Source organism: Azospirillum sp. (genome assembly GCF_050789165.1).
Genome location: NZ_JBOZRT010000074.1, coordinates 13,588 through 40,254, shown reverse-complemented (window position 1 = coordinate 40,254; position 26,667 = coordinate 13,588). Strand labels below are relative to the sequence as shown.

The window sequence follows — 26,667 nt, the reverse complement described above, 5'->3', positions numbered from 1 at the left end:
GCATAGGGCGGCATCCTTTAGGGCTGTGACGATCCGCATCACGGACCAGGGCTAGCGCTGCGAACCGGCAGCGTGCCGGCGGCTTCGCGCAGGAACTCCGCCTGCGAGCGGCCGGAGAAGACGCGGAACGCCTCCTCTTCGAGGGCGCGGCGGCGGGCGTCGTCGGCGACGAGGGCGCAGCAGGCCTCGACCAAGCGGTTGTAGGGCGCCACCGCCGCCGCCGTGCGGAAGTCCGGCTCGACGTCGCCGTCGTCGGCGGCCTCGATCACGGTCGCCTTGCGGTTGGACAGAAGGAAGCTGGTCCGAACGATCTCGAAGATCTGGGCATCGTAGTAATTCACGTTCAGCACCACCTTGGCGCGGGCAATGTAGCCGTCGCGCTCGGCGCCGAACATGCGGTGGAGCACGGCGACATTCAGCCCGCGCTCCTTGAGGGCCTGCAGCACCGCGATACGCCGCGGGCTGAGCGAGCCGTAGAAGACCACGTCGATGTCCTGCGCCGGCGCTTGCGGAATGCGCGTCAGGCCCGGCGAATAGCCCACGCGGATCCACTGCGCGCTGGCGTTGATGCCGCGCTCGCGCAGCCACGCGATGTTCGTCCGGCTGTAGTCCCACACGGTGTGGCCGCCGAGCTTGGCGAGATAGGTCGGCGTGATGTGCGGCGCGGCGCCGAGCTGCTCCAGGTTGAAGATGACCGCGTCCGCCGGCACCGGCGCCCAGTTGCCGAGCTGGTGGCCGCCCATGATGATGGTCGGCACTCCCGGAATCAGCGCGTCGGGCACCACGGTGGGGGCGAAGCCCAACTCGGCAAGGCCGTGTCGCAGGGACTCGGCGACCTCGTCGACCGGCGTGTTGATGACGCTGATGCAGACCGGCTGCCGGTGCGTCGGGGGACCATCGGCCATCGTGACCTCACGGGCGGTTCGGGTCGCCGGCCGGGGCCGGTTCAGGGATTGCGCACCAGCCAGTCATGCCACATCGTCCGATACGCCGCCTCGACCGAGCGCGCGAAGCCGGCGTAATCGGTCAGCGACGACTTCTCGAGCCGGGCCCGCATGTTCCGGCGCAGGTCGGCGACCCGCGCGGTGTCGGCGGCCAGCGCCACGGCGCGCTCGATGTAGCCGGCCTCATCGTCGGCGATCAGATCGGTGAGGCCGCACTGGGTGAGCAGGCTGGCACCGACGCGGGCGACATGGCCGACGCCGGTGCGCGTCACCACCGGCACGCCCATCCACAGCGCCTCGCAGGTCGTCGTGGTGCCGTTGTAGGGAAACGGATCCAGCCCGATGTCGATGCGGTCGTACGCGCGCAGGTGATTGGTGACCGGGTCGATGCGCGGCAGCAGCTCCACCCGGCCGGCCGCCACCCCGGCGTCGGCGAACATGCGGACGTAGCGGTCGCGCGTGAAGGCATCGCCGAGCTGCCGCCCCTTCAGGACGAGCCGCGCGGTCGGCACCCGGCGCAGAATCTCCGCCCAGACGCGGACGACGTCCGGCGACACCTTGGAGATGTTGTTGAAGGACCCGAACGTGATGTGGCCCGAGGTGAGCACCGGCGGCACCTCGTTCACCTCGGCCGAGATGACCGGCTGGAACACCAGGAAGCCCCGCGGCAGGCGGCACAGCCGCTCGGTGTACCATTGGTCGTGCGCGTCGGGCGGGTCGGCGACGGCGTCGGTGAACCGGTAGTCGATCTGCTTAAGCCCGGTGGTGTTCGGATAACCCAGCCACGTCACCTGGATCGGCGCCGGCCGGCGCGCGAAAAGCAGGAGCCGGTTGTCGCCCGTGTGCCCGGCGAGATCGACCAAGATGTCGATCCCGTCCTGACGGACGATCTGCGCCGCCGCGTCCTCGTCCATCCCGACCAGCGAGCGCCAGCGGTCGGCCAGCGCCTGGAAACGCCCGGTGGTGGCGTCCCGACGCCGCGAGGTGGCGTAGCACACCACCTCGACCGCCGCGCGGTCGTGGGCGCGGATCAGCGGCTCGCTGAAATACGCGCAGGAATGCGTGCAGAAGTCGGGGGAGACGTAGCCGATCCGCAGGCGCCGGTCCGGCGAGCGATCGACCGGCCGGGCGGGAACCGCCGGCACCACCGGATCGGCGTGCCGCTCGCCCCAGCCGACATGCAGACGGTGCACCTGATCAGCGGGCACGTTCGGCATGTAGTTCAGCGCGAAAAGCAGGTTCGAGTGCATCGGCACCTCTTTCGGATGCTTCGCCAGCCCCTGCTGGAGCACGCTGACCGCTTCCTCCAGGCGTCCCTGTTCCTTCAGCGCCTCGCCCAGGTTGTTGAACGGCGCCGCGAGGTCGGGTCGCAGGCGCAGCGCCTTGAGGAAATGGTCGACCGCGGTCTCGAGTTCGGCCTGCTCCTTGTGCAGGTCGCCCTTGTTGGCGAGCGCCTCGCCCATGTCCGGGTTGACCGTGAGCGCATGCTGGTAGGCGGCCATGGCGCCCTTGCGGTCACCCAGCGCACGCAGGCAGTTGCCCAGGTTGAACAGCGCGTCCGTATAATCCGGCCTCAGCGCGATCGCCCGCTTGAGGCGCGCCGCGGCGGCTTCGGCGCGGTCGGTGTCGGCGAACAGGCAGCCGAGGTTGCTGTGGAAATGGGCTTCCCCCGGGTGCCGCGCGATGGCCCGCGCGTAGCAGGCGGCCGCCTCGTCGAAGCGGCGCGTCGCCTTGAGCAGCACCGCAAGGTTGTTCAGCGCGTGCGGGTGGTCCGGAAGGGCCGCCAGGACAGCGTTGTAGCCGGCTTCGGCGTCGGCGATCCGACCGGCCTTGTGCGCCTGGAACGCATCCTGGAACCGCGCGTCGACGGCTGCCGGGCTCGCCGGCGCTCCGGCACGGTGGACGGGCTGGCGGTGGTGGGCCTGTCTGCTGGTCTTCATGCGCATGTCTGGTCGTACAGCCTTCCGCCGCGACCGCGCGGAGCCGGAGCTAGGGTGACGGTCGATAGCAATGTCAAAGACCGCTTGGCAAGCCCTTTCGCGCCGTCAAACCGCGCCATTCCGACGCTGCGCGGCCAAATCGGCCAGCGCGCGATGGGCCTGCGCGAACACCGGGGTCCAGTCCTCCTCGATTCCCTGGCGGAACAGCCGCATGGAGGGATACCACGGCGTGCGGTCGCCCTCGTGGCCATAGATCCAGTAGGGCACGTACTGCACAAGGTTCCAAATCGGCTTGCCGAGCGAGCCGGCGAGGTGGGCGACCGAGCTGTCGGTCATCATCACCAGATCGAGCCGTTCGATCGCCGCCGCGGTGTCGCCGAAATCCTCGAACATCGGGCCGAGCGGCGTGACCAGCGCGGTGGTGCCGAGCTCAGCGAGCTGGGATTCCGGTGGCCCCTTCTGCAGGCTGTAGAGGCGCACGCCCGGAATCCCAGCGAAGCGCAGGAACTGGTCCAGCCCGGTGGCGCGCCGCGCGTTGTCGGCGAAGGTCACCCGGCCGGACCACACGATGCCGACCTTCAAGGCGCCGTCGTCGGGGCCGACCATCCGCGCCGCCTTCTCGCGCGACGCGCCCGGCACCGTGATGCGGACCGGGGCGGGCACGCTGTCGTAACGGGTGCCGAGCAGCATCGGCAGGCTCATCAGCGACGCCTGCACGTCGTAATGCGGGAAGGGCGCGCCCGCCGGTACGAACTCGTCGGCGCCGACGTCGGCCAGGATGCGACGCAGCTCGGGGTGGCACTCCATCACCACCCGTCCGCCCTTCGCCTTCACCAGCGGGACGTACCGCGCGGCCAGCAGCGTGTCGCCGAACCCCTGCTCGGTGGACAGGAAGATGGTGCGCCCCTCCAGCGGTCCGCCGTCCCACGGGGTACCGGGGGCGATGCGGTTGCGGTAGGACGGGATGCCGCGGCGGGCCTCGTAATCCTCCAGCCCGCGGGCGTACCGACCGACCTGCAGGCAGGAGAGCGAACGCTCCCAGAGCAGCTGCGCGTTGTCCGGATCGAGCCGCAACGCACGCTCCAGGACGGCGAGCGCTGCGGTGAAACGGCCGGCCTTGCGCAGGCCGATCGCGTAGTTGAAGGCGAGCGACAGGGAGTCCGGGGTCAGCGTGTAGGCGCGCTCGTGCGCCGCGACGGCGAGGTCGTGCTGGCCCATCTCCGTGAGAACGTTGCCCAGGTTCGACCAGACGGCACCATTCTCCGGCTCCGTCCCGAGGCCGCGGCGGTGGCAGGCCGCAGCCGCGTGCATTTTGCCGGTGCGGCGGAGCAGCACACCGAGCGTGCTCCAGGCGCCGCCGTTGTGCGGGTCCGCCGTCAGCAGGCGCTCCACGAACGGGATGTCGATCACCGTCTGCGCTTGGGAACCGTCCGCGCTCACCATCCTTCTCCCTTCGTGTGCTGGGACCGGGAGGGCTTAGCGCAAAGCTCCGCCGGGCGCAAAGCCTTCCACACGCCGCGCTCTCACCCGGCGTGCTGGCCGGCGGTCGGCGCGCGCAGGCGCAGGCCCAGTTCCGACGCCTTGCGGATGTCGTCGGAGGACAGCTTCTCGGCGATGGCGTTGAGGCTCGCCGTCACCTGGTTCAGGTCCTCGCCGGGCTGCAGCGTCGACGCCGCCTGGCTGAACCACGTGTAGGCGTGGATGAGATCCTGCGGCACGCCGCGACCGTCGGCGTAGAGCTGGCCGAGGCGCATCTGCGCGATGGGGTTGCCCTGCGCGGCCGCCTTCTGCAGCCAGTAGGCCGCTTCCTCGGCGTTCTGCGGCACGCCCTGGCCGTTGGCGTAGCTGACGCCGAGGTTGAGCTGGGCGGTGACGTTGCCCTGCTCCGCCGCCTTGCGGTACCACACCACGGCTTCCGAGTAGTCCTGCTGCACGCCCTGGCCGTTGCTGTAGAGCAGCCCGAGGTTGACCTGCGCGGCGACGTTGCCGGCGTTGGCGGCCTTGCGGTACCAGATCACCGCCTCGGCGTAGTCCGAGCGCCCGGCCACGCCGTTGGCGAAGATGAAGCCGAGGTTGAACTGCGCCGACGTGTTGCCCTGCTCGGCCGCCTTGCGGAACCACTCGATGACCTTGGCGTAGTCGCGCGGCACGCCCTGGCCGTTGGCGTACATCAGGCCCAGGTTGACCTGCGCGGCGGCGTTGCCCTGCTCGGCCGCGGCGCTGTACCAGCGCAGCGCCGCCTCGTAGTCGCGCGGCACGCCCTGGCCGTTGGCGTACATCAGCCCGAGGTTGACCTGGGCGACGACGTGCCCCTGCTGGGCCGCCGCCTCGTAATGGTGCAGCGCCTTGACATGGTCCTGCGGCACCACCTCGCCCAGAGCGTACAGGCTGCCGAGGTGGTAGTGCGCGGTCGGATTGTCCTGCTCGACGGCGCGGCCGAGCCACACCAGTCCCGCCTCCACGTCGCGCGGCATGCCTTGGCCGAGGATCATCATCATGCCGAGGTTGACCTGCGCCGGGGCGAAGCCCTGCTCGGCCGCCTTGCCGAACCACGCCAGCGCCTGCTCCAGGTCGGGTGATACGCCGAGGCCGTTGGGGTGCAGCAGCTCCAGGTTCGCCTGCGCGGCGGTCGGGTTGATCCCGCTCGCCCGGCGGAACCAGCGCACCGCCTGCACGTGGTCGTTCGGCGCGCCCTGCCCCGTCGAGTACAGCAGGCCGAGCTGGAACTGCGCCTCGGCGTGGTTCTGCTCCGCCGCCTTGCGCAGCCACATGGCGGCGTCGCCGACGTCACGGATGACCCCGACGCCGTTCAGGTACATGAGGCCGAGACGGAACTCCGCCTCCGCCTTGCCGGCCTCGGCCAGCGGCCGCAGCTCCGCGAGCGCCGTGGGGAAGTCGCCCTTGTGGAAGGCGTCCAGGCCGGCCTGGAGGTCGCCGCGGCGGGGCCGCGACGTGCCGGCCGACTTCAGGAAGCGGAAGATCATGGTTCGCGCATGCTTTCGTTGAGGCCGCGCAGGATCGGCCGCAGGAAGTAGGACATCACGCTGCGCTGGCCCACCTTGATCTCGGCGTTCAGCGTCATGCCCGGGATCAGGCGGAAGTTGTCCGGCACGTTGCGCAGGTCGACCGACGTCAGCTCGATCCGGGTCTTGTAGTAGGCCCCGGCGGGCGCGTCGGGGCGCTGCTGGTTGTCCTGGAAGGTGTCGGAGCTGATTACCTTCACCACGCCCTCGGCCATGCCGTGTTCCTGGTAGATGTAGGCGTCCAGCTTGATCTGCACCGGGTCGCCGACGGCGACGTAGCCGATCTGCTTGGCGTCGATCATGCCCTCGATCTCCAGCGGGCTGTCGAGCGGCACCAGCTTGATGAAGGGCTCGGCGTCCTTGATGATCGAGCCGACGGAGCGCTGCGCGATCTCCAGCACCACGGCGTCGACCGGCGTCTCCAGACGGATCATGTCCTGGCGGCGGCGCGCCTTGACCAGCTGTTCGGTCAGGCCGTCGCGCTCGTTGCGCTTGGTGACCAGCTCCTCGATGACCTTGCGGTCCCACTCGCGGCTGAACACGTCGCGCTCGGCCTGGACGGCCTCCAGCTCGTGCCGGTTCTGCAGGATGGCGCTCTCGGCGATGCTCAGGTTGCGCTCGACCTCGATGCGCGAGTCCCGGGCGATCAGCGAGTTCAGGCGGCTGCCGGTCTGGCTCTTCTCGAGCTCGAGGCGCATGGACTCCACCTCGTTCAGCACCTTCAGGCGCTGCGTCAGATGGTTCCGCTCCTGCTCGCGCGAGGCGATGTTGGCCTTGGCGCGGGCGATGCGCTCGTCGAACAGGCGCATCTGCGCCTTCAGCTGGGTCAGCCGCTCGGTCCAGATCGCCTGCTGCAGCATGGCATAATCGAAGCGGCTGCCGGCATCCGGGGTGTAGGGACGGTTCTGCTGCTCCGCCTCCAGCCGGGCGACGGCGGCGTCGAGGCTGGCGATCTTCGCCTCGATCTGCTCGACGTCGGCCTGGGCGAAGGTCGGGTCCATGGTGGCGAGCACCGTGCCGGCCTTCACGACGTCGCCGACCTTCACCTCGATGGAGCGGACGATGGCCGCCTCCAGGGGCTGGACGATGACGTTGGGCGCGATCGAGACGATCTTGCCGCGCGCGCTGACGATGCGGTCGATCTGCGCCGTCACCGCCCAGACGATGGCGAACAGCATCAGCGCCCCCATCACCCACAGCGTGGCGCGGGCGCGGAAGGGCTCCGGGCGCGTGTCGATCTCGACCGTGTCGAGCTGGAACTCGTTGACGACCTTGGTGAGCTGCGCCTTGTCCATCGGCGGCCGCTGCTGGGCGACCACCTCCTTGCGGATCGGCTTGATGACGGCAAGCGGTTGGCCACTCACGCCGCGACTCCCTTCACATGCCGGTTCTGCTGGTTCCACAGGTGCTGGTAGATGTCGCACCGGTCGAGCAGTTCATGATGGCGCCCCATGTCCACCGCCTTGCCGCGCTCCAGCACCATGATGGCGTTGGCCGGCACGAGCGAGGACAGCCGGTGCGAGATGATGATGAGCGTGCGGCCCTGGGCGATGCTCATCAGGTTGGCCTGCACGATGGCCTCGCTCTCGGCGTCCAGCGCGCTGGTCGCCTCGTCGAGGATGAGGATCGGCGGATCGCGCAGCAGCGCGCGGGCGATCGCCAGACGCTGGCGCTGGCCGCCCGACAGGTTGGCCGAGCCCTCTTCCAGCATGGTGTCGAAGCCGCGCGGCAGGCGCTCGATGAACTCGTCCGCGCCGGCCAGCCGCGCCGCCCGCATGATCTCCTCCATCGACGCGTTCGGCTTGCCGGCGGCGATGTTCTCGCGGATCGAGCCGCGGAACAGGAAGTTCTCCTGCAGCACCACGCCGATGTTCGAGCGCAGGTGGTCGAGGTCGATCTCGCGCAGGTCGTGCCCGTCGATCTTGATCAGGCCCTCCTGCGGGTTGTGCAGGCCCTGCAGCAGGCGGGTGACCGTGGTCTTGCCCGAGCCGGACCGGCCCATGATGCCGAAGATCGTGCCTTCGGGAACCGTGAAGGTGACGTCGTCGAGCGCCGGGCTGGAGCCGGGGTTGTAGCGGAAGCGGATGTTCTGGAACTCGACCCGGCCCTTGAACGGCGTGCGCAGGCCGCGGCCCGTGCGGCCCTGCTCGCTCTTCTCGTTCATGATGGTGCCGAGCATGGCGACCGACAGCGACACCTCCTGGAACTGCTGGATCAGCTGCGTCAACTGGATCAGCGGGCCGGTGACGCGGCCGGTGATGATGTTGAAGGCGATCAGCGCGCCGATCATCATCTCGCCCTCCAGGACCAGATAGGCGCCGACGCCCATCACGGTCATGAACATCAGCTTCTCCAGCGGGCCGGTGAGGGCCTGGAGCAGGATGACCAGCTTGGCGACGTTGAAGCGCACGGTGACGGTCTGGGCGACGCGGGCGTCCCACAGCTTGCGCTGGCGCGCGTCGAGCGCGAGCGACTTCACGGTGCGCATGCCCTGGATGTTCTCGACCAGGAACGACTGCTGGCGCGCTTCCGTCTCGTACACGCTGGTCAGGCGGCGGCGGATGATCGGGATCGTTGAGGCCGCGCTGACGCAGATCAGCAGCGTGAACACCATGACGATCGCCGCGAGCACCGGGCTGTAGAAGAACAGCAGCGGGATGAACACCAGCAGCGCCGCCGCATCCAGCATGGTCATGAAGACCTGCCCGGTCAGGAAGCCGCGGATGCGGTCCGTCTGGTACATGTTCTTCAGGATGATGCCGGCCGAGCTGCGCTCGAAGAAGTCGATCGGCAGGCTGATCAGCTTGTTGAAGACCTTGGTGTTGATGCGCGCGTCGATCTTGTTGGTGGCGAACAGCACCATGTACTGGCGCAGATAGGAGAACACCGTCTCGAACAGGATGACGAACACCATGCCGCCGACGAGGACGTAGAGCGTCCCGAGGCTGTGGTGCACCAGCACCTTGTCGATCACCAGCTGCGTGAACACCGGCATGGCCATGGCCAGCGCGGTCAGCAGGATGGAGGCGATGCCGATGTCGCGGAAGATGCGGACCTGGCGCAGGATCTCCGGCAGGAACCAGAGCAGGTTGAAGGGGCGCTCCTCGCCATCCTTCCCGTGCTGCTTCTTGAGGAAGACGGCGTGGCCGTCCCACGCGCCCATCAGGCGCGCCTCGTCCAGCATCAGCACGCCGGCGTCCTCAGCCAGCGGGTCCTGAAGCAGGGCGAGCCGGGTGCCGGCGCGGGTGGCGCCGCCGACGAGCAGCATCGAGTTGCCGTTCCTGAGGCGCAGGATCACCGGGAAGGCGTCGTTCAGCCCGAAGAGGTCATCCCAGCCCAGCGTCACCGCCTTAGCCTTCAGCCCGATCTCGCGCGCCATGCGGACCAGGAACGGCTCCTGCGGCTCCTCGTTGCCCAGCACGAAGTCGTGGATGAGGCGCTCGGGAGAGGTGTCGATGCCGTGATGGCGGGCGACCGTGGCCAGACAGCGGACCGCGGTATGGGCACAGGCTGCTTCCACACTCATGCTTCGATATTCCCGTAAATCCGATGGGTCCGGTCGCTGCGCGACGGTGCCGGCCTGTCCGCCGCCCGCGCCTCGGTCTGGGCCACACTGTTCGTACCTTCCAGGACGCACCTTCCGGTTCGACCGATGGCAGCCGCCATTTATAGACGGCGAACCTGTTCAAGAGGGGATGGGGAAAAAAGTCCAGCAAAAATTCGCGGTCGAACGCCGCGGGATCAGCCGCACGCGCGCACTCCATCTCCTGTCGCCGGCCCCGGCGCCCCCCGGCGCGGCCGCTTCCCTGCGGGCGGCGCAACCTACCCTTCTTTCCCCCTGGAGTCACGGGTTTCTCATGGCCCGCGCTGCAACCCCAGGCCGCTGCGCCGCCGCCGGCCGAGGAGTGGATTGCACATCGCGGGCGACGCCGATATGATCCCGCCGCTTTTGTCGCCTGGCCTGCCCAGGCGGAACGTTTCGTGACTGCCCGAGAAGGTTTCATGCGCAGCGTGCGAGGGAAGGTTCAGGGCGCCGGCCGCACCGGCCGGGCATGCCCTGCGGCACTATGGCCGTGCCGGCTTCCCCTGACGGCGGCAGCGCGCTAGAACAAGCAACCCAAAACGGTTTTCCTGGAGATTGAACGATGGCGGACGGTACCGTTGACTACTACGCGATGGTCGAGGAGGCTTGGCAGCTCAGCGACGCCGCGCGCGACTACGTGAAGAACGCGGGTCGCGAGGTCGACAATGGGGAACTGTGGGAAAAGGTCTTCGCGCCGTCGCCGCTGATCGATGTCGAGCGCACCCAGCGCGAGGGCGGCAACCCGCTCGCCAAGATCTTCTTCAAGAATCCGTACGGCCTCCAGTACCGCCAGGACCACAAGGACTGGATCCCGTTCCGCCACGGCGCGCTCGATCCCGCCTACCTCAAGATCGACTGACGGTCGCGCCGGAATGCCCGCATCGCCGCGCCTGCCGGCCGGTGCGGGCCTGTTGGACGCGCGGAGACCGTCGACACTCGGCCGGTCATGGTGATGGCCGGGTGGCCACGGGAGGGTTGAATGTGCGGCTTGGCTGGGTTCGTCGGACCAGGCGGTGAGCGGGCGCTCGCCGCCATGACCGCGGCCATCGTCCACCGCGGCCCCGATGACGAAGGCGTCTACCACGACGCGCGGTTCGGCACCGACATCCGGCTCGGCTTCCGCCGCCTGTCCATCGTCGACCTGACGGGCGGCCATCAGCCCATGGAGACGGCCGACGGCGATCTCGCCGTCGTCTTCAACGGCGAGATCTACAACGCGCCCGAGTTGCGCGCCCAGCTCGAGCAGGCCGGCGCCCGGTTCCGCACCGACCATTCCGACACCGAAGTGCTGCTGCACGGCTGGCGGGCGTGGGGCGAGGGGCTCCTCGACCGCCTGAACGGCATGTTCGCGTTCGTCCTGTACGACCGCATGGCGGGGCGGCTGTTCTTCGCCCGCGACCGATTCGGCAAGAAGCCGTTCTACTACGCCGAGACGGCGGACGGCATCGTCTTCGCCTCGGAGGCGACCGCCGTGCTGGCGCACCCCGGGGTGTCCGCCGCCATCGACCGGCTGGGGATCGCGAAGTACTTCGCGTACGGCTACGTGCCGGGGCCGCGGACGCTGCACGCCGGCGTGCGCAAGCTGCCGGGCGGCCACGCCGCGGCGTACGATCTGACGGAGCGCCGGCTGACCGTCCGCCGCTACTGGGCGTACCGCATGGTGGTGGACGATCCGCCGCCGGGCACCCCGGAGAGCTGGGCGGAGCAGCTGCGCGACCTGCTCGGGAAGGCGGTCGAGCGCCGCCTGATGGCCGACGTGCCGCTTGGCTTTTTCCTGTCCGGCGGCATCGACTCGACGGCGGTGGTGGCGCTGGCGGCGCAGCGGCGCGACCCGTCCTCGCTGAAGACCTTCACCATCGGCTTCAACGAACCGAGCTACGACGAGTCCGGCCAGGCGGCGGCGACGGCGGCGCATTACGGCACCGAGCACCGCTGCCGGATGCTCGACCTCGACCTGGCGGCGGAGACGCTGCCGGGGCTGCTCGCCCGCATGGACGACCCGATCGCCGACCCGTCGATCCTGCCCACGCACCTGCTGTCCCGCTTCACCCGCGAGCACGTGACGGTGGCGCTGTCCGGCGACGGCGGCGACGAGCTGTTCGCCGGGTACGACACCTTCGACGCGCTCCGCCCGGCGCGCCTCTACCGGGCGCTGATGCCGGGACCGATGCACCGGCTGGCCGAGGCGGCGGCGCACCGCCTGCCGCGCTCCGACCGCAACATGAGCTTCGACTTCAAGCTGCGCCGCGCGCTGCGCGGGCTGGGCCACGCGCCGCACCACTGGATGCCGGCGTGGCTGGGTCCGGCGTCGGTGCAGGAGCTGTCGCAGCTCATGGGCAGCCGCTTCACCGCCGACGAGCTGTACGGCGAGGCCGAGGAGCTGTGGCGGACCAGCACCAGCCGCAACGACATCGACCGCTCGCTGGAGTTCTACGGCCGCTACTATCTCGGCGAGAACCTGCTGATCAAGGCCGACCGCGCCAGCATGCTGACCTCGCTGGAGGTGCGCTCGCCCTTCCTCGACCGCGACGTCGTCGACTTCGTGACGCGGCTGCCGGTGTCGACCAAGCTGCGCCGCGGCGTGCGCAAGTGGATCCTGAAGCGGGCGATGGAGCCGTTGATCCCCACCGAGGTGCTGAACCGCCCGAAGAAGGGCTTCGGCATCCCGCTCAGCCGCTGGCTGCGCCATCTGCCGCCGCCGCCGCGCGCCGCCGCCGAGGGCCTCGGCCTCGACGCCGGCTGGCTGGAGCGCCGCTGGGACGAGCACCGCCACGGCCGCGCCGACCACCGCGGCCTGCTGTGGTCGTGGACGGCGCTCGCCGCCGTCGCGGCATGACCGGCGCCGCCGGGGGCGCCCGGATGCCGACGCTCGACATCGTCATCGTCAACTGGAACGCCGGCGACCTGCTGCGGCAGTGCATCGCCTCCATCCCCGCGGCGCTGACCGGCGGCATCGCGCTGGAGCGCGTCGTGGTGGTGGACAACGCGTCGCACGACGGCTCGGCCGACGGCCTGCCGGCGGACGGGCTGCCGCTGACCGTCTTGCGCAACGCCGCCAACCGCGGCTTCGCCGCCGCCTGCAACCAGGGCGCCGCCGGCTCGCGCGCCGATCTCCTGCTGTTCCTCAACCCGGACACCCGCCTGTCGGCGGCGTCGCTGGCGCCGGCCGTCGCCTTCCTGGCCGACCCGGCCAACGCCGGCGTCGGCGCCCTCGGCGCCCGGCTGGTGGACGAGCAGGGCCGGACGCAGCGCAGCTGCGCGCGTGAGCCGACGCCGGGGCGGCTGGTCGCGCAGAGCCTCGGGCTCGACCGCGTGGCGCCGCGCCTGTTCCCGCCGCACTTCATGACCGAGTGGGATCACGCCGACACCCGCGACGTCGACCAGGTGATGGGCGCCTTCCTGATGATCCGCCGCGCGCTGTTCGAGGCCGTCGGCCGCTTCGACGAGCGCTACTTCGTCTATTTCGACGACGCCGACCTGTGCGTGGGCGTGCGGCGCGCCGGGCACCGCGTGGTGCATTTCGCCGGGGCCGAGGCGTACCACCGCGGCTGCGGCACCACCGATCGGGTCAAGGACGTCCGCCTGTTCTATGTGCAGCGCAGCCGGCTGCTGTACGTCGCCAAGCACCACGGCGCCGCGGCGGCGCTCGCCGTGCTGGCGGTGGCGCTGCTGGTCGAGCCCGCCGTCCGCCTGGCGCTGGCCGCGTCCCGCCGCTCGGCGGCCGACGCGCGCATGGTGTTGAGCGGCACGCGGATGCTGTGGGGCGACCTCGCCTCCGTGCTGCCGAAGCTGCTGACCGGCCGGGTGGACCGCGATGCCGTCCGTCCTTCTGCTTAGCCGCTACGACCGGCTGGGGGCGTCGAGCCGGCTGCGCCTGCTGGACTTCGCCGCCCCGCTGGCGCGCGCCGGCATCACGGTGACGCCCGCGCCGCTGTTCGACGACGACTACCTGCGCGACCTCTACGCCGGCCGGCGCACCCCGGCGTGGCGGATCGCCGCCGCCTATGCGCGGCGGCTGCGCACGCTGCTGGGGGCGGGCCGCTTCGACCTGGTGTGGCTGGAGAAGGAAGCGCTGCCCTGGCTGCCCGGCGCGGCCGAGACGCGGCTGCTGGGGCGCGTCCCCTACGTCATGGACATCGACGACGCCTGGTACCTGCGCTACGCCGAGCACCGCGCCGCGCCGGTGCGCCGGCTGCTCGGCGGCAAGTTCGACGCGCTGGCGCGCGGCAGCCGCATGGTGATCGCCGGCAACGGCCACCTTGCCGCCTGGGCGCGGGGCGCCGGCGCGCCGGAGGTGCGGATCGTCCCGACGGTGATCGACCTCGACCGCTACCCGCCGCCGGTGGCGCCGCCGCCGCACCGGCCGGTGACGGTGGGCTGGATGGGCACGCGCTCGACCGCGCCGTACCTGGAGATGGTCGCCGAACCGCTGGCGCGGCTGGCGGGCGAGGCGCGGCTGCAGGTAATCGGCGCCGACGGCGTGGCGCTGCCCGGTGTCGAAGTGGCGTGCGCGCCGTGGACCGAGGACGGAGAGGTGGCCGGCCTTTCCCGCTTCGACATCGGGATCATGCCGCTGGCCGACGGCCCGTGGGAGCGCGGCAAGTGCGGCTACAAGCTGATCCAGTACATGGCCGCCGGCCGGCCGGTGGTCGCCTCGCCGGTCGGCGTCAACACCGAGATCGTGCGGCACGGCGAAACCGGCTTCCTGGCGTCGACCGCCGACGAGTGGGCGGCGGCGCTGGCGGCGCTGGCCGCCGACCCGGACCTGCGCGCCCGGATGGGCGCGGCCGGGCGCCGGGTGGTGGAGGAACGCTACACGACCCAGGCCGTCCTGCCCGCGCTGGCGGACGCCCTGCGCAGCGCGGCGGGGCGCCCCCCCGCATGATGCGTGGCAGCAAGACCATTGTCGGTCCCGACCGTACCGGGGTTGACCAGCAGGCCCGGCTCCGTTAGGGAACCCACAGCGACCTCGCCGTGGCCGCCCCGGAGAAAGAGAGCACCCGCGTGACCGACACCCCCTACGATCCGAACTTCTACGCCGTGCAGTCCGGCGGTTCGTACCGGTCCGCCCGCAAGATCGTGCCGCTGGTGCTCGAATGGACCGGCGCCCGGTCGGTGCTCGACGTCGGCTGCGGCGTCGGCACCTTCCTGCGGGTGTTCACCGAGCAGGGCGTGACCGACGTGCAGGGGATCGACGGCGACTATGTGCCGCGCGACCGCCTGCTCATCGACCCGGCGCGCTTCCGCGGCCACGACCTCGCCACCCCCTTCGACTTCGGGCGGCGCTTCGACTTGGTGTCGTCGCTGGAGGTGGCCGAGCACTTACCGGACGAGCGCGCCGACGGCTTCGTCGAGGCGCTGTGCCGGCATGGCGACGTCGTCCTGTTCTCCGCCGCCATTCCCGAGCAGGGCGGCACCCACCACGTCAACGAGCGCTGGCCGAGCTACTGGATCCCCAAGTTCGCGGCGCGCGGCTACCGCGTCCTCGACGCCGTGCGGCCGGAGATCTGGAACGACGGCGAGGTGGAATACTGGTACCGCCAGAACTGCCTGATCTTCGCCAACGACGCCGGCCTGATCGCGGCGCCACGGCTTGCGGCTCTGGAGCGCGCGGGGCGGCTGTGGGCGGCGGCGGACCTGGTGCACCCCGCCATGTTTGCCTCAAAGGCCCGCGAGGCCAGCCAGCTGCCGGTCGCCCGCGCTATCCAGGCGACTCTGGAGCGGCTCTGCAACGAAGGCGGCGCCTACAGTTTCTCCCGCAATCCCGACGGGACCATTGCCATCGTCCGCCGGTGAGCGCTCGATGATCGCCGCCAGCGACATCACGGTCGTGGTCCAGGGGCCCTGGCACGACGACCAGACTCCCGAGTGCCTCGCCAGCATCGCGCGCGTACTGCCGGGCGCCGAGGTGATCCTCTCGGTCTGGAAGGCGCCGCCGGCCTTCGCGGCGCACGACGCCGCGGCCGACGCCGTGCTGCTCAACCGCGACCCGGGCGCCATCGACATCAAGGGCGTGCTGAGCCCGGAGGTGGAGCGGCGCACCAACATCGCTTTGTCCAACTTCAACCGCCAACTCGTCTCGACCCGCAATGGGCTAGCGTTGGCGCAACGTCCCTACGCGCTGAAGCTGCGCACCGACATGGTGCTGGAGCACGCCGGCTTCCTCACCCACTTCGACGCCTTCCGGGGTATCGGCGGGCCGCTGCGCGCGTTCGCGGAGCGCATCGTCACCACCAACGCCCGCAGCCCGCGCCGGTCGTTCTGCATGTTCGTGCAGGACTTCTGCTCGTTCGGTCGCACCGACGACATGCGCACCCTGTGGACCGCTCCGCCGTTTCCCTCGCGCGAGGAGCTCCTGGCCATGCCGATGGCCGAGCGCGAGGCCCGCGTGCTGGCGCCCGAGCAGCAGCTCGTCCTTTCGGCGCTGCGCACCCGCCACGACGTCGCCATGGAGAACGCGCTCGATGCCACGCCCGAGCTGGTCGACCAGAGCGAGCAGGCGATCGCCGGCAACTTCGTCTGCCTGGACCCGCGACGCTACGGCGTCCGCACGCTGAAGCCGTCGCTCGCCTGGGTCAACGAGCCCGGCGACATCCGCCTGAGCTGGCTGTGGATGCTCAAGGCCAGCTATGCGGAGTTTCTGTCCTGGTGCCGCCGCCACTGCGGTGCGGCTATCGACCCGCTGATCGCCGCTTGCCCCGAGTACGAGGCGGAAATGGTCGACCTCGGCCGCAAGGCGACGCTCATCACCGCCGGGCGCGACCTCGATCCCAACGCGCTGTTCCTGGAGGCGCAGCGCGCCCACAACAACGGACGGTTGGAGGAAGCGCAGAACGGCTATGTGACGCTGCTGCGGGCCAACGTGAAGCACCCGCAGATCTACCATCTGTTCGGCGTCCTGCAGCTCCAGCGAGGCGAGGTGGAACTCGGTGTCGCCACGCTCGAGCAGGCGGCGCACAGCGCGCCGGAGTTCCTTCCTTCCTGCGAGGCGCTCGCCGCGCATTTCCAGGCTGCTGGCGACGCCGGAGCCGCCGCGCTCTGGCGCGGCGAGGCGGAGCGCCGGCGCGCGCCCTCTCGTCGCTGAAGCGGGTGGCCGTCAGGTGCCGGTTCGGCGCTGCGGAACCCTGCCCGCGCCATGGCGGTCTATCGATCCAACAGATGAGCACGTTGCCGTAGCCGGGGGAAAGGGTTGGCCGAAATGCTCGTTGAAGCCGGCCAATCAGCCTCGTATAACGCCCAGGTCTGTACGGCGTTCCATGCCACATCATGGCAAAGCATGTGCGCAGAAGTAGATTTGCTCAGGTTCCGGTTGGGACCAGCATGGTGCAGTTCCCGCCTCCCTGGCCCAAAGCCGAAGGATATCACCGCATGTGGACTAGAGACGATATTGCCCGACTGCAGTTGCGCTTTGGGCTGTCCTACCATGTTGCGTTTGCCCAAGAGGCACAGCTTCGGGTAGGACTCGCAGGCAAACGTGTACTTGAGGTCGGTGGCAGTCTTCCTCGCGAGTTTGCTTTGGATTTCCTCGGCGCATCCAGTTGGATTGCCGTTGAGGAGACACAGTATTGGGATGAAGTTGCACGAGCTGACGCAGCCGCCAACAAATCGTGGTCTAGCGCCGTACCTCTATCGGACGTGTCACCAGACGAACTTGATCAAAGATATACGGTCCTCACGGGACGGATCGAGCAATCGCCGTCGGTTTTCAATAATTACTTCGACGTGGCATTTTCGATTGCTGCCTTTGAGCACATCGATCGCTTGCCCACGGCATTAGATGCGATCTATAGGTCGCTACGCCCCGGCGGCACTTTGTTCTCCATGTTTTCACCTGTGTGGTCATCGTCGATCGGCCATCATCTTCCGGTCTTGCAAGATGCTGACGGCAAGGTGTTTGACCAGAGCCTTATTCCGCCATGGGGCCATCTCCTGATGCGACCATCCGAAATGCATCAGCACCTTCGCCGACACACCGATGCCGTCACCGCAGGCGAGGTCGTCTATTATATTTATAATTCTCCTCATATCAACCGGCTGTTTGTCGAGGATTATCTACTTTATGTGTCGAACAGCCAATTCAAAGTGTCACAATTTTCCGTTACGTTTGCCGAGCACATCGACGCTTCCCTGCAGAAGCGCCTTGAGCATCTTCATCCCGGCCGCACGCACTTTGCCACCCAAGGCATTTGTCTGGTCTTGAAACGCCCAGAAAACGCATAACAGCAGCGCGGCAGAAGCGGTAAATCTGAAATACGTCACAATTGGAAGCCACCGCTTCGCCGGCGTTCAGATCCGGCCTGATTTCTTCTCCCAGATCCAACCGAGCGCCTCGTATTTCTGCCGATTGGCTTGGATCTCCTTGGGAAAGCTGGAATCTACGGGGACAAAATGCCCCTCCAGCTGCTGCGCGGTAATCTGGAGGTCGCCGTTTTCCAGCTTCTCACGCACCTCTTCCCTGGTCGGCATGCGGTCGAGTAGTTCAAGGTGGCAGAAGTTCTGAAGCTTGCGCCAGACCGCATCCACGCCACCGATCCACGAAAAGTGCCATCCCGCCTCAGGAATGACCGGAACGATGTGGTGAGCCGATCGGAGCAGAAGATGGCGCCCCAAGTTGATCCCCAGCTTGCGCGCCATGCCAATCGGCAGAATCACTGGCCGGACGAACGGTTGATAGGATTCGAAGTTGATGAAGTAGTTGTAGCTGCTCACCGACAGGCCGTTGAGCCGGCCAGCGAGGAAGTCGTCGCCGGCGATGCGTCGCACCAGCTCAGGCCGGGGAATCTCATCAACGTCGGCGATTATCAGCAGATCGCAGTCGTCTGCCGCGGCGAGCCCGTCACCGATACTGGTGCGTTGGTAGGATTCTTGTTCCCAGGGCACGCCGATGCGGCGCTCCGATGCGACCACGTGGACGATGCGATCGGCGAAGGCGGCAAACCGGTCACGGTTGTTCCAGAATACCAGCTCCTTCGGTTGGCCCTGGTGAGTCCAAGGTGATTCCACGATGACGAACCGATCAACCGCGCCGTCCAACACATTTAGCCGCAGCTCAAGGATGTCCAGTTCGTTCGAGAACATGAAGCCATCCCACACCCGGCGTTGCTTTCGAGCGGCGGCGGCCGGCACCCGGCTGGGAACGCCCGCATAGCTTGGTTCGGCGTTCAGGAGCCGCCAATACCTCGCATCGGCACGCCGGCATTCCATCACCACCCATTCCGGATTGGCTTTCTCGATGGGGATGCCGGGGGTCTTCAGGCTTTCCTGCCAGTCCCACAACAGCGCATCGAGAGCAGCGGCGATGTCGTCGCGATCCGGACGAGACGCGACGGCGTGCGCGTAATGCTGGCTGGCAGCCTGCTGGTCGCCCGCCTCTAGCCGCGCGCGCGCGCGGGCGACCTCCTGTTCAGCGTAGGCGACATTGACCGGGAGATCCGCGATGGGCCGGCCCAGCAGCCGTGTGCACTTGGCGGCATTGGCAAGCAGCCGTGGGCCAACCGTCACGTTGTCGAGAACGGCTTGGCGGGTCTGCGCGTCGCGCAGCGGCGACTGGAAGGCCTCCAACGCCTCTTCGACCCGCCCAAGATCGAACAGCGCATAGCCCCGCTGCAACTCGTAGCTCGCGCGTATTCCCCCGAGCCGAATGGCCCGACCGATGGCTCGCTCCGCTGCCTGCGGCCGGCCGAACGACAGCTCGGTGAGGCACTGGAGGTAATAAAGGGCCGGATTGGTGGGATCGACCCGGATCGCCCAGGGCAGGGTGCGGGCACAGTCTCCCCACTGCCCGAGCACGGCGCATATATCGGGAAGCCGGGACGCCGGCAGCGTCAGGTCGGGCTGAAGCCGCAGCGCCTGCCGGAACATGCGCGCCGAGTCTGTGATGCGGCCGAGCCCGATCAGCCGTTCCCCGCCGCGTTCGTAAAGGCCGGCGTCCTCCGGGCTAAGGGCGACCGCCCAACGCAGCGCAGCGAGAGCCGCGTCGCGACGTCCGGCCTGCGCGTTCCGTGATGACCACGTCTCCAGCGCATCGGCTGCCTGCCGGGCAAGCTGGTGCGCCACATCGGCGCGCCCCAGCCGCTCCGCCGCCATAGCCGCGATGAGGATAGCCGCCGGGTGCTCGCCCGTTCGCGACAGCGCCTCTCGGCAGGCGACGATCGCCGCGTGCCAGTCCCCCGCTCGCAGCAGGCGGAATGCGGACTCTAGACCGGCGGAGAGGGGGAGCGTATCGGACATGTTCGGACGGTACTCCATCAACTGACTGATACGTGATCCACGTTCACAGCCGCCACAACTCCACACCGTCCGGCACGGCGTGCCGGTCGAGCGCCGCCTTGATGTCGACGACAAGGCCGCGGCCATTCTTCAGGCACCCGGCGACCAGCGGCCAGCCGGCGCGCGCGTACTCCTCGTGCGCCACGGCGAGCACCACCGCGTCGGCCGGCGGCTGGGCGCCCAGGTCGGCGAGCCGCAGCCCGTACTCCGCCTCCACCTCGGCCGGGTCGGCGACCGGGTCGTGCACGGACACCGGGATGCCGAAGGCCTCGATCTCGCGGACGATGTCGATGACCTTGGTGTTGCGGATGTCCGGGACGTTTTCCTTGAAGGTCAGGCCCAGCACGGCGACGCGCAGGTCGTCGCGCGAGCGAGCGCCGCGCAGGATGCGCTTGACCGTCTCGCGCGCCACATAGGCACCCATCGCGTCGTTGGTGCGCCGCCCGGCGAGGATGACCTGCGGGTGGTGGCCGATCTGCTCGGCCCGGTGGGTCAGGTAATAGGGGTCGACGCCGATGCAGTGGCCGCCGACCAGACCCGGGACGAACTTGAGGAAGTTCCACTTGGTCCCGGCGGCGGCCAGCACGTCCTGCGTGTCGATGCCGAGCCGGTGGCAGATCATCGCCAGTTCGTTCATCAGCGCGATGTTGAGGTCGCGCTGGGTGTTCTCCATGACCTTGGCGGCCTCGGCGACGGCGATCGCCGGCGCCCGGTGGATCCCCGCCTCGACCACGCTGCCGTAGACCTCCGCCACCACGTCCAGCGCCGCCGGGTCGGACGCGGCGACCACCTTGACGATGCTCTCGAAACGGTGGACGCGGTCGCCGGGGTTGATCCGCTCCGGCGAATAGGCGACGGCGAAGTCGCGCCCGAGCGTCAGGCCCGACTCCGCCTCCAGCACCGGCACGCAGATCTCCTCGGTGGCGCCGGGGAAGACCGTGGATTCGTAGACGACGATGTCGCCGCGCTTGAGCTGCCCGCCCACCGTGCGGGTCGCCGCCAGCAGCGCGCCGAAGTCCGGGCGCAGCGCCTCGTTGATCGGCGTCGGCACGGTGACGATGTGGAAATCCGCCCGGCGCAGGTCCGCCGGGTCGGTGGTGAAGGCGAGGCTCGCTTCGGCCAGCGCGTCCGGCGACACTTCGCCGGTGTGGTCGGTTCCGGCGCGCAGTTCGGCGATGCGCTTGGGCGCGATGTCGAAGGCGACCACCGGATAGCCGCGGCGGCCGAACGCGACCGCGACCGGCAGCCCGACATAGCCGAGCCCGATGACCGAGATGTGGCGGGGGGAGCGCATCGGCGCGGTCCTCACAAGGAAAGGGCGGCGCACCGGCGCCGCCACGGGTGCTTACGCCACGGCGTTGACGAAGGCCTTGGCGAACTCGCGCCACGTCCGTTCGCCCAGGATGAACTGCTGGGCGCGGGCCGCCCGCTCGCGCGCGGCCGTGCGATCGCTGTAGAGCGACTCCAGCCGCTCGACCAGTTCGTCCACCGAGGACTCGCCCCAGCCCTCGCGGCTGCCGTCGCTGTCGGGCACCGGGGTCTGCTGGTCCAGCGTCAGGACCAGGTCGCCGGCGACGCGGTCGCTGCGCAGCAGGTCCATGTGGCCGGTGTTGGCCGACAGGATCGTCGGCACGCCGCAGGCCATCGCCTCCATCGCCACCAGGTTGGTCGCCCCCTCGCAGCGGTTGGGAAAGACCGCGGCGTGGCATTCCGCCAGCACGCCGGCGATCTGGTTGCGGCCGAGGAAGCCGAGGTCGACGAAGGCGTCGTCCGGCACGCCGTTGGCCACCGCCCAGTCGCGGATGCGCAGACGCCCGTCCTCGCCGATGGTCGGCGCCACCTTCGTGTGGGAGGATTCCGAGATGCTCATCGCGGTGTGCGGCCAGGCGTTGTGCCAGGCGGTGATCAGCAGCGCGTCCGGATGGCGCTGATGGAAGCGCCGGAAGGCCGCGAGCACGATGTCCTGCGACTTGCGGAACTCCATCTTGCCGCCGGAAAAGACGACGAAGCGGTCGCCGAAGCGCTTGGTCGCCGGCAGGGCCACCATCTCGCTGGGGTCGACGCCCTGCAGGGCGACGCCGACGTTGGTGAACCCCCGGTCCTCGAGAAGACGGCGGTTGTACGCGGAGTGGACGACGAGCTTGTCGTAGCTGCGCGCCCGCGCCAGCACCTCGTCGTCAAAGCGGGTCTCCTCGTAGGCGATGACGCCGACGTTGCGCGTGCCGCGGAACTGCGTCGAGGCCGGGCCAGCGACGAAGCCGTTGCCGAGCGCGTGCAGCACGTTGAAGTTCTGCAGCACCAGCGTCTTGCCGCCGTGTTGCCTGGACAGGGCGTCGGCCTGGGCGAAGCCGGCCTCCAGTCCCTGGAGCTTGGCGCGGTTCTCCGGGCGCAGCGTGCCCATGGCCGGCTTGATCAGCAGCAGCGGCGGCGCCCCGATGTCCGCGAGGTAAAGGCAGGTGTGCACCCCCACGAGGCCCCAGCCGTGGACCTCGGTGAGTTGCCAAGTCAAAGCCAACTGCTGCGTCACGATGTCCCCTTCCTCGCCCCGGCCATACGCCCCGGCGACAGGACGGGCGCACGCGCACGGGCGCACAGCGGGCGAACGCCGGTGCATCGGTCGCACCTCGGTCGCGCGCGGCAACCTACCGGGGTTGCCCGGCCGCTTCAATAGGCATATGCGCGCTGCCGACCGGAGGCGCAAAGGCCTAGGACGTTGCCCTGTGCCGGACCGGCTCGCCCCCGGCGTCGAGCATGGAGCGGATCAACCATTCCCACTCCTGCGCCCGCAAGGACCAGCGGTTGGCCGCCGAATAGGCGACCTGGAGCGGCAGAAGGTCTGGCAGCAGGCGCCCGCTCTTCCACAGCGCGATCTCGCTGCACAGCAGGTCGGTGAAGTTGGCGCAGTGGCTGGTCCGGTCGACGCTGGGCGGGTGCAGCGCGGCGAAGCCGGCCGCGGTCTCCGACAGGGCGCCGAGGTCGTGCGTCACCACGCGGCAGCCGGCGGCCATGGCCTCCATCGCCGAGATGCAGGCCGTCTCCTCGACGATGCAGGGATAGACCAGGAAGGCCGTCCGGGTCAGCCGTTGCGCCAAGTCGGCCTGCGACACCGACCCGACGTGCGCCACTCCCGGCACGCCGAGGAAGGGGGCAAGGATGGGATCGGCGGAGATCTCCGTCGTGCGGCCGGCCTGAGGGCCGCAATACACGGCCAGTTCCACCTCCGGATGGCGGACGCGGACGCGTGGGAAGATGTGCTGGAGCAAGGCCAGCCCACGGGTCGCCGAACTGGCGTAGGCCATGGTGATGCGCCCGCCCGACAGCGCCGTCTTGCGGGCGAACACGTCCGGCTCACCGGCGAACAGGGTCTCGAACAGCGGGCTGGTGGCGTTGCGGATGACGCGCACCCGCTCCTCGGGCAGGCCGTGCTCCTGGAGGTAGCCGCGCGCCTGCCAGTGGCTGACCATCACGAAGGCGTCCCACACCGACGCCAGCGCCGGATCGGCCAGGGCCTGCCCCGCGGGCTGCGCCGCCGAGAGATGACACCACATCAGGAAGCGGCTGCGCCGGCTGAAGAACTTGTGGAAACGGCCGATCATGTAATTGTCGGCCGACGTGTTCACCACGACCGCGTCGAAATCGAAGCTGGTATCGCCGGGCAGCCGGCGGAAGTTCTGGCAGGAAACGCCGCGGTACCAGCCGGGAGCTGAGGTGTCGTTCCACAGGTGGACGTCGTGCCCGCGCGCCGCCAGCGCCTCGGCCAGATAGCAGGTCGCCGCCTGGGTTCCGCCCATCGGTTCCGCGTAGGGCGACGCGGCGTTGTAATCGGCTTCGACGGGATCGATGAAACACAGTCTCATGCGCCCTTGTAACCACCGCCGGACGGCCGGTCAATCGGCCCCGGAACCGGCGATTCTTGTTCCCTTCCAGCGGTCGGGCCGATATACCGCCGGGACGCATTCCTGTCCTTCCGACCGGGCACCATCCAGACATGGCGACACTCCAGGAAGCCCTCGATCTCGCGCTCCAGCACCACCGTGCCGGCCGTCTCGACGAGGCGGACGCGCTCTATCGCCGCATCCTCGACGCCGTGCCCGGCCACACCGACGCGCTCCACCTGCTCGGCCTGCTTCGCCTGAGCCGCGGCGACGCGGCCGGCGCCGCCGACCTGATCGGGCAGGCGGTGGAGCGCAGCCCGGCGGTCGGTCAACTGCGCTTCAACCTGGGGAACGCGCTGAGCGGCGCCGGACGGGCGGAGGCCGCGGCCGAGCAGTACGCCGCCGCCACGCGCCTGCTTCCGGACTTCGCGCCGGCCTTCGCAGCGCTGGGGCAGGTTCTGGCCGGCCTCGGCCGGCCGGCGGAGGCGCTGCCGGCCTTCGCCCGCTGGGCCGCACTCGACGGCGGCGATCCAAACCTGTTCGTCCAGGCCGCCAACCTGCACCTGGGCCTCGGCCGCATCGACGCGGCCGTCACCGCCTACACCCGCGTCGTCGCGCTGGCGCCGGCGACGTGCGGGGTCCTGATGACGCTGGCCCGCCTGCTCTTGCAGGCGAACCGCTTCGCTGAGGCGACCCGGCTGCTGCGCCGCGCCGTCCGGCTCGACCCCGGCAGCGCCGAGGCGCACGACGAACTCGGCCGGGTGCTGGAGGCGCTGCGCGTGTGGGACGAGGCGGCCGACGCGCTGTCCGTGGCGGCGCGCCTGCGTGCCGGCGACGCGCCGCTGCGGCACCGGCTGGGCATGGCGATGCGCCATGCCAACCGCGACGGCGCGGCGGCCGAGGCGTTCCGCGCCATTCCAGCCGCGGCCGACGCCAGGGGCGAGGCCGCCTACCAGCTCGGCCTGATCGAGCGGCAGGACGGGCGGCTGGACGCGGCCGAGGCCGCCTTCCGCGAGGCGCTGGCCCGGTATCCCCAGCACGCTCCGGCGCAATTCCACCTCGGTCTGACGCTGAAGCTGCTCGGCCGCGACCGGGAGGCCTTCGCCGACCCCAGCGGCTTCGGCGAGGCGCATGCGGATCTCGCCGCCCGTCTGGTGCGCGAGGATCGCCTGAAGGACGCCTCGGCGCACTTCCACGAGGCCCTGCTGTTCCGCCCGGACCTTGAGTCCGCGCGGCGCGGCCTGCTCGACGTCCTCAAGGAGCGCCGGCGCCGGTGCGACCCCGCGGTGCTGTCCCACAAGGAGCACACCGACGAGTGGGGCAACATCGAGCTCTACGCCGCCATGGACGCATACAACCGCGCGCTGCTTGCCGAGCCGCGGTTGGTCGGCGTTCCCCCGTCCGCCGCCGGCGCCGAGCCCCCCCGCCGGCCGCGCGTGTTCGACGGGTTCACCTTCTACAACGAACTCGACCTTCTGGAGCTGCGGTTCGAGGAACTGTACGACCACGTCGATGCCTTCGTCGTGGTCGAGGCGCCCTGGACGTTCCAGGGCAAGCCGAAGCCGCTGATCTTCCAGGACAACGCGGCGCGGTTCGCGCGCTTCGCCGACAAGATCGTGCAGGTCGTCGCCGGGGACGGCAGCGGCCCGTCCCCGTGGGACCGCGAGAAGGTGCAGCGCGACGCGATCATGCAGGGCCTGCTGGGCCGTGCGGCGCCAGACGACGTGGTGTTCATCGGCGACGTCGATGAGATCCCGCGCCGCCGGACGGTGGAGGCCATCCGCGACAACCCGGTGCTGGCCACGCGCCTCAACCGGCTGTCGGTGGACTATTACTGCGGCTTCCTCGACTTCGAGTGCAATTACAAGTGGCACAAGCCGATCGCCCTGCCCTACCGGCTGCTGGAGGCGCTCGGCCCCGACCTCACGCGGTTCCTGGCGATCGCCAAGTACGGCACGCTGCTCTACGACTGCGGCTGGCACTTCTCGTGGCTGGGCGGCATCGAGAAGGTGATCGGCAAGCTGACCTCCTACGCGCACAGCGAATACACGCGCCTCGCCGATGAGGATCCGCGGCGCCTGCGCGCGGCGCTGCGTTCCGGCCAGGGCATCTTCGGTCTGATGGACTCCGCGCACGGCTACGGCGGCGAGTTCCAGGTGGTGCCGCTGGACGGCGGTTTCCCCGACACGGTGCGGGCCGACCCGGAGCGCTACCGCCGGCTCGGCTGGTTCTACGACTGCTGGACCGACTGATTCTCGCCGGTGTACAGGGTCACGCACTGCATCACCGCGTTCGGCGTCCCGGCGTAGTAGGCGTTGGCGTCCAGCACGCCCTGCGGCACGTCGTCGTAGTCGTGCCAGATCTTGAGCGGCCCGAAGAACGACTTCTGCCAGCGCGGCCGGAAGTTCCAGTTGGGCGGCAGCGCCGCCGGCAGGAAGCCGGTGTCGTCCACCGCCTTGGCAAAGCCCGCCTGGTCGTTGAAATCCATGCGGCCCACCACCTTGCGGCCCGGAGGCACGTGGTAGAAGGAGCTGTCGATGGCCGGCGCCAGCTCCCGCCAGCGGTCGAAGAGCGGCTTCGCCTTCCGTGCGAAGAAGAGGACGCCGGTGTTGTATTCGATGAGATCGCCCGACAGGCCTTGGTAACGCCCCGCCCACGGGCATTCGCAGATCGCGCACGCCACGCCGTAGCGCTCCGCCTGCGCGAATCCGAAGTCGAGCCGGCCCAGCACCACCGTATCGGAGTCGAGGAACAGCGTCGTCTCGAACGGTGAGAGGTCGAACATGCGCGACTTCTCGAGCAGCCCCTTGTACGGGTCGAGGTCGGCCGGGAGCGTGACCACCTGGATCGGCAGCTCGGAATGATGCGCCTTGACCGATTGGATGGAGCGCTGCAGCAAGCCCTTCAGCGCCTCGCCCCAGACAATATAGAGAATGCCGCGACCGCTCATCGCCTGCCCCTTCACCAACAGAACCGTGGACCGAGCCGGGGCCGCAAGGTAAAGGCAATCGGGGCGGTTGCGCCAAGCCTTTT

General features: G+C 69.4%; 19 protein-coding genes. 8 read left to right on the top strand and 11 right to left on the bottom strand.

The features are described from left to right. Window positions 1-38: 38 nt before the first annotated feature. The 6 genes from ACRWK7_RS16510 to ACRWK7_RS16485 all read right to left on the bottom strand — a co-directional run bounded on the left by ACRWK7_RS16510 (window position 39) and on the right by ACRWK7_RS16485 (window position 9,433). Window positions 39-905 carry a hypothetical protein gene (locus tag ACRWK7_RS16510; protein WP_431857360.1) on the bottom strand — a complete coding sequence of 289 codons (867 nt, stop codon included), beginning with the start codon at window positions 903-905 and terminating at the stop codon, window positions 39-41. 41 nt (window positions 906-946) lie between these two features. After that, on the bottom strand, window positions 947-2,884 hold the full coding sequence (locus tag ACRWK7_RS16505) for a tetratricopeptide repeat protein (protein WP_431857359.1): 1,938 nt from the start codon (window positions 2,882-2,884) through the stop codon (window positions 947-949). Between the two features lie 105 nt (window positions 2,885-2,989). Next, window positions 2,990-4,327, bottom strand: a complete 1,338-nt coding sequence (locus ACRWK7_RS16500) for a tetratricopeptide repeat protein (protein ID WP_431857358.1) — start codon at window positions 4,325-4,327, stop codon at window positions 2,990-2,992. A gap of 80 nt (window positions 4,328-4,407) precedes the next feature. Further along, on the bottom strand, window positions 4,408-5,868 hold the full coding sequence (locus ACRWK7_RS16495; RefSeq protein WP_431857357.1) for a tetratricopeptide repeat protein: 1,461 nt from the start codon (window positions 5,866-5,868) through the stop codon (window positions 4,408-4,410). Next, the gene (locus ACRWK7_RS16490; protein WP_431857356.1) at window positions 5,865-7,271 is read right to left on the bottom strand and encodes an HlyD family type I secretion periplasmic adaptor subunit; all 1,407 of its coding nucleotides are present in this window, start codon (window positions 7,269-7,271) and stop codon (window positions 5,865-5,867) included. Before ACRWK7_RS16490 ends, ACRWK7_RS16495 begins: the two co-directional genes overlap by 4 nt. After that, on the bottom strand, window positions 7,268-9,433 hold the full coding sequence (locus ACRWK7_RS16485) for a peptidase domain-containing ABC transporter (RefSeq protein WP_431857355.1): 2,166 nt from the start codon (window positions 9,431-9,433) through the stop codon (window positions 7,268-7,270). Before ACRWK7_RS16485 ends, ACRWK7_RS16490 begins: the two co-directional genes overlap by 4 nt. Window positions 9,434-10,052: 619 nt before the next feature. Between ACRWK7_RS16485 and ACRWK7_RS16480 the strand changes: the two genes are divergently transcribed. From ACRWK7_RS16480 to ACRWK7_RS16450, 7 genes are all read left to right on the top strand, one after another. Further along, window positions 10,053-10,349 carry a hypothetical protein gene (locus ACRWK7_RS16480; RefSeq protein WP_431857354.1) on the top strand — a complete coding sequence of 99 codons (297 nt, stop codon included), beginning with the start codon at window positions 10,053-10,055 and terminating at the stop codon, window positions 10,347-10,349. Between the two features lie 120 nt (window positions 10,350-10,469). Further along, the gene (gene asnB, locus ACRWK7_RS16475; RefSeq protein ID WP_431857352.1) at window positions 10,470-12,326 is read left to right on the top strand and encodes an asparagine synthase (glutamine-hydrolyzing); all 1,857 of its coding nucleotides are present in this window, start codon (window positions 10,470-10,472) and stop codon (window positions 12,324-12,326) included. A 23-nt stretch (window positions 12,327-12,349) separates the two neighbouring features. Further along, window positions 12,350-13,327, top strand: a complete 978-nt coding sequence (locus ACRWK7_RS16470) for a glycosyltransferase family 2 protein (protein ID WP_431857351.1) — start codon at window positions 12,350-12,352, stop codon at window positions 13,325-13,327. Beyond that, window positions 13,305-14,375, top strand: a complete 1,071-nt coding sequence (locus ACRWK7_RS16465) for a glycosyltransferase family 4 protein (protein ID WP_431857350.1) — start codon at window positions 13,305-13,307, stop codon at window positions 14,373-14,375. Before ACRWK7_RS16470 ends, ACRWK7_RS16465 begins: the two co-directional genes overlap by 23 nt. Window positions 14,376-14,494: 119 nt before the next feature. Continuing rightward, entirely contained in the window at window positions 14,495-15,286 is a 792-nt protein-coding gene (locus ACRWK7_RS16460) for a class I SAM-dependent methyltransferase (RefSeq protein WP_431857349.1), read from the top strand. 7 nt (window positions 15,287-15,293) lie between these two features. After that, window positions 15,294-16,574, top strand: a complete 1,281-nt coding sequence (locus ACRWK7_RS16455) for a WavE lipopolysaccharide synthesis family protein (protein ID WP_431857347.1) — start codon at window positions 15,294-15,296, stop codon at window positions 16,572-16,574. Window positions 16,575-16,810: 236 nt separating this feature from the next. Beyond that, window positions 16,811-17,710: a methyltransferase domain-containing protein gene (locus ACRWK7_RS16450; protein WP_431857346.1), complete on the top strand. Its 900-nt coding sequence runs from the start codon at window positions 16,811-16,813 to the stop codon at window positions 17,708-17,710. A 66-nt stretch (window positions 17,711-17,776) separates the two neighbouring features. Here the strand turns inward: ACRWK7_RS16450 and ACRWK7_RS16445 are convergent, their stop codons facing one another. The 4 genes from ACRWK7_RS16445 to ACRWK7_RS16430 all read right to left on the bottom strand — a co-directional run bounded on the left by ACRWK7_RS16445 (window position 17,777) and on the right by ACRWK7_RS16430 (window position 23,616). Continuing rightward, window positions 17,777-19,720, bottom strand: a complete 1,944-nt coding sequence (locus tag ACRWK7_RS16445) for a tetratricopeptide repeat protein (RefSeq protein WP_431857345.1) — start codon at window positions 19,718-19,720, stop codon at window positions 17,777-17,779. Between the two features lie 43 nt (window positions 19,721-19,763). Further along, window positions 19,764-21,053: a nucleotide sugar dehydrogenase gene (locus ACRWK7_RS16440; RefSeq protein ID WP_431857344.1), complete on the bottom strand. Its 1,290-nt coding sequence runs from the start codon at window positions 21,051-21,053 to the stop codon at window positions 19,764-19,766. 51 nt (window positions 21,054-21,104) lie between these two features. Then, a complete protein-coding gene (locus tag ACRWK7_RS16435) occupies window positions 21,105-22,286 on the bottom strand; it encodes a glycosyltransferase family 4 protein (protein ID WP_431857343.1) in 1,182 nt (393 codons plus the stop codon). A gap of 178 nt (window positions 22,287-22,464) precedes the next feature. After that, a complete protein-coding gene (locus ACRWK7_RS16430; RefSeq protein ID WP_431857342.1) occupies window positions 22,465-23,616 on the bottom strand; it encodes a glycosyltransferase family 4 protein in 1,152 nt (383 codons plus the stop codon). Window positions 23,617-23,747: 131 nt separating this feature from the next. On the opposite strand from ACRWK7_RS16430, the gene ACRWK7_RS16425 reads away from it, so the two are divergent. Then, a complete protein-coding gene (locus tag ACRWK7_RS16425; protein ID WP_431857341.1) occupies window positions 23,748-25,886 on the top strand; it encodes a tetratricopeptide repeat protein in 2,139 nt (712 codons plus the stop codon). Here the strand turns inward: ACRWK7_RS16425 and ACRWK7_RS16420 are convergent. Beyond that, complete coding sequence (locus ACRWK7_RS16420) at window positions 25,865-26,584, bottom strand: hypothetical protein (RefSeq protein ID WP_431857340.1); 720 nt, start codon at window positions 26,582-26,584, stop codon at window positions 25,865-25,867. The two genes, ACRWK7_RS16425 and ACRWK7_RS16420, sit on opposite strands and share 22 nt — an antisense overlap. Window positions 26,585-26,667 lie beyond the last annotated feature (83 nt).

What these genes read in the sequence shown, in the direction of transcription:
- ACRWK7_RS16510 (WP_431857360.1), bottom strand. Translation starts at nt 905, where the DNA reads ATGGCCGATGGTCCCCCGACGCACCGGCAGCCGGTCTGCATCAGCGTC.
- ACRWK7_RS16505 (WP_431857359.1), bottom strand. Translation starts at nt 2,884, where the DNA reads ATGAAGACCAGCAGACAGGCCCACCACCGCCAGCCCGTCCACCGTGCC.
- ACRWK7_RS16500 (WP_431857358.1), bottom strand. Translation starts at nt 4,327, where the DNA reads ATGGTGAGCGCGGACGGTTCCCAAGCGCAGACGGTGATCGACATCCCG.
- ACRWK7_RS16495 (WP_431857357.1), bottom strand. Translation starts at nt 5,868, where the DNA reads ATGATCTTCCGCTTCCTGAAGTCGGCCGGCACGTCGCGGCCCCGCCGC.
- ACRWK7_RS16485 (WP_431857355.1), bottom strand. Translation starts at nt 9,433, where the DNA reads ATGAGTGTGGAAGCAGCCTGTGCCCATACCGCGGTCCGCTGTCTGGCC.
- ACRWK7_RS16480 (WP_431857354.1), top strand. Translation starts at nt 10,053, where the DNA reads ATGGCGGACGGTACCGTTGACTACTACGCGATGGTCGAGGAGGCTTGG.
- asnB (WP_431857352.1), top strand. Translation starts at nt 10,470, where the DNA reads ATGTGCGGCTTGGCTGGGTTCGTCGGACCAGGCGGTGAGCGGGCGCTC.
- ACRWK7_RS16470 (WP_431857351.1), top strand. Translation starts at nt 12,350, where the DNA reads ATGCCGACGCTCGACATCGTCATCGTCAACTGGAACGCCGGCGACCTG.
- ACRWK7_RS16465 (WP_431857350.1), top strand. Translation starts at nt 13,305, where the DNA reads ATGCCGTCCGTCCTTCTGCTTAGCCGCTACGACCGGCTGGGGGCGTCG.
- ACRWK7_RS16455 (WP_431857347.1), top strand. Translation starts at nt 15,294, where the DNA reads ATGATCGCCGCCAGCGACATCACGGTCGTGGTCCAGGGGCCCTGGCAC.
- ACRWK7_RS16450 (WP_431857346.1), top strand. Translation starts at nt 16,811, where the DNA reads ATGGTGCAGTTCCCGCCTCCCTGGCCCAAAGCCGAAGGATATCACCGC.
- ACRWK7_RS16445 (WP_431857345.1), bottom strand. Translation starts at nt 19,720, where the DNA reads ATGTCCGATACGCTCCCCCTCTCCGCCGGTCTAGAGTCCGCATTCCGC.
- ACRWK7_RS16440 (WP_431857344.1), bottom strand. Translation starts at nt 21,053, where the DNA reads ATGCGCTCCCCCCGCCACATCTCGGTCATCGGGCTCGGCTATGTCGGG.
- ACRWK7_RS16430 (WP_431857342.1), bottom strand. Translation starts at nt 23,616, where the DNA reads ATGAGACTGTGTTTCATCGATCCCGTCGAAGCCGATTACAACGCCGCG.
- ACRWK7_RS16425 (WP_431857341.1), top strand. Translation starts at nt 23,748, where the DNA reads ATGGCGACACTCCAGGAAGCCCTCGATCTCGCGCTCCAGCACCACCGT.
- ACRWK7_RS16420 (WP_431857340.1), bottom strand. Translation starts at nt 26,584, where the DNA reads ATGAGCGGTCGCGGCATTCTCTATATTGTCTGGGGCGAGGCGCTGAAG.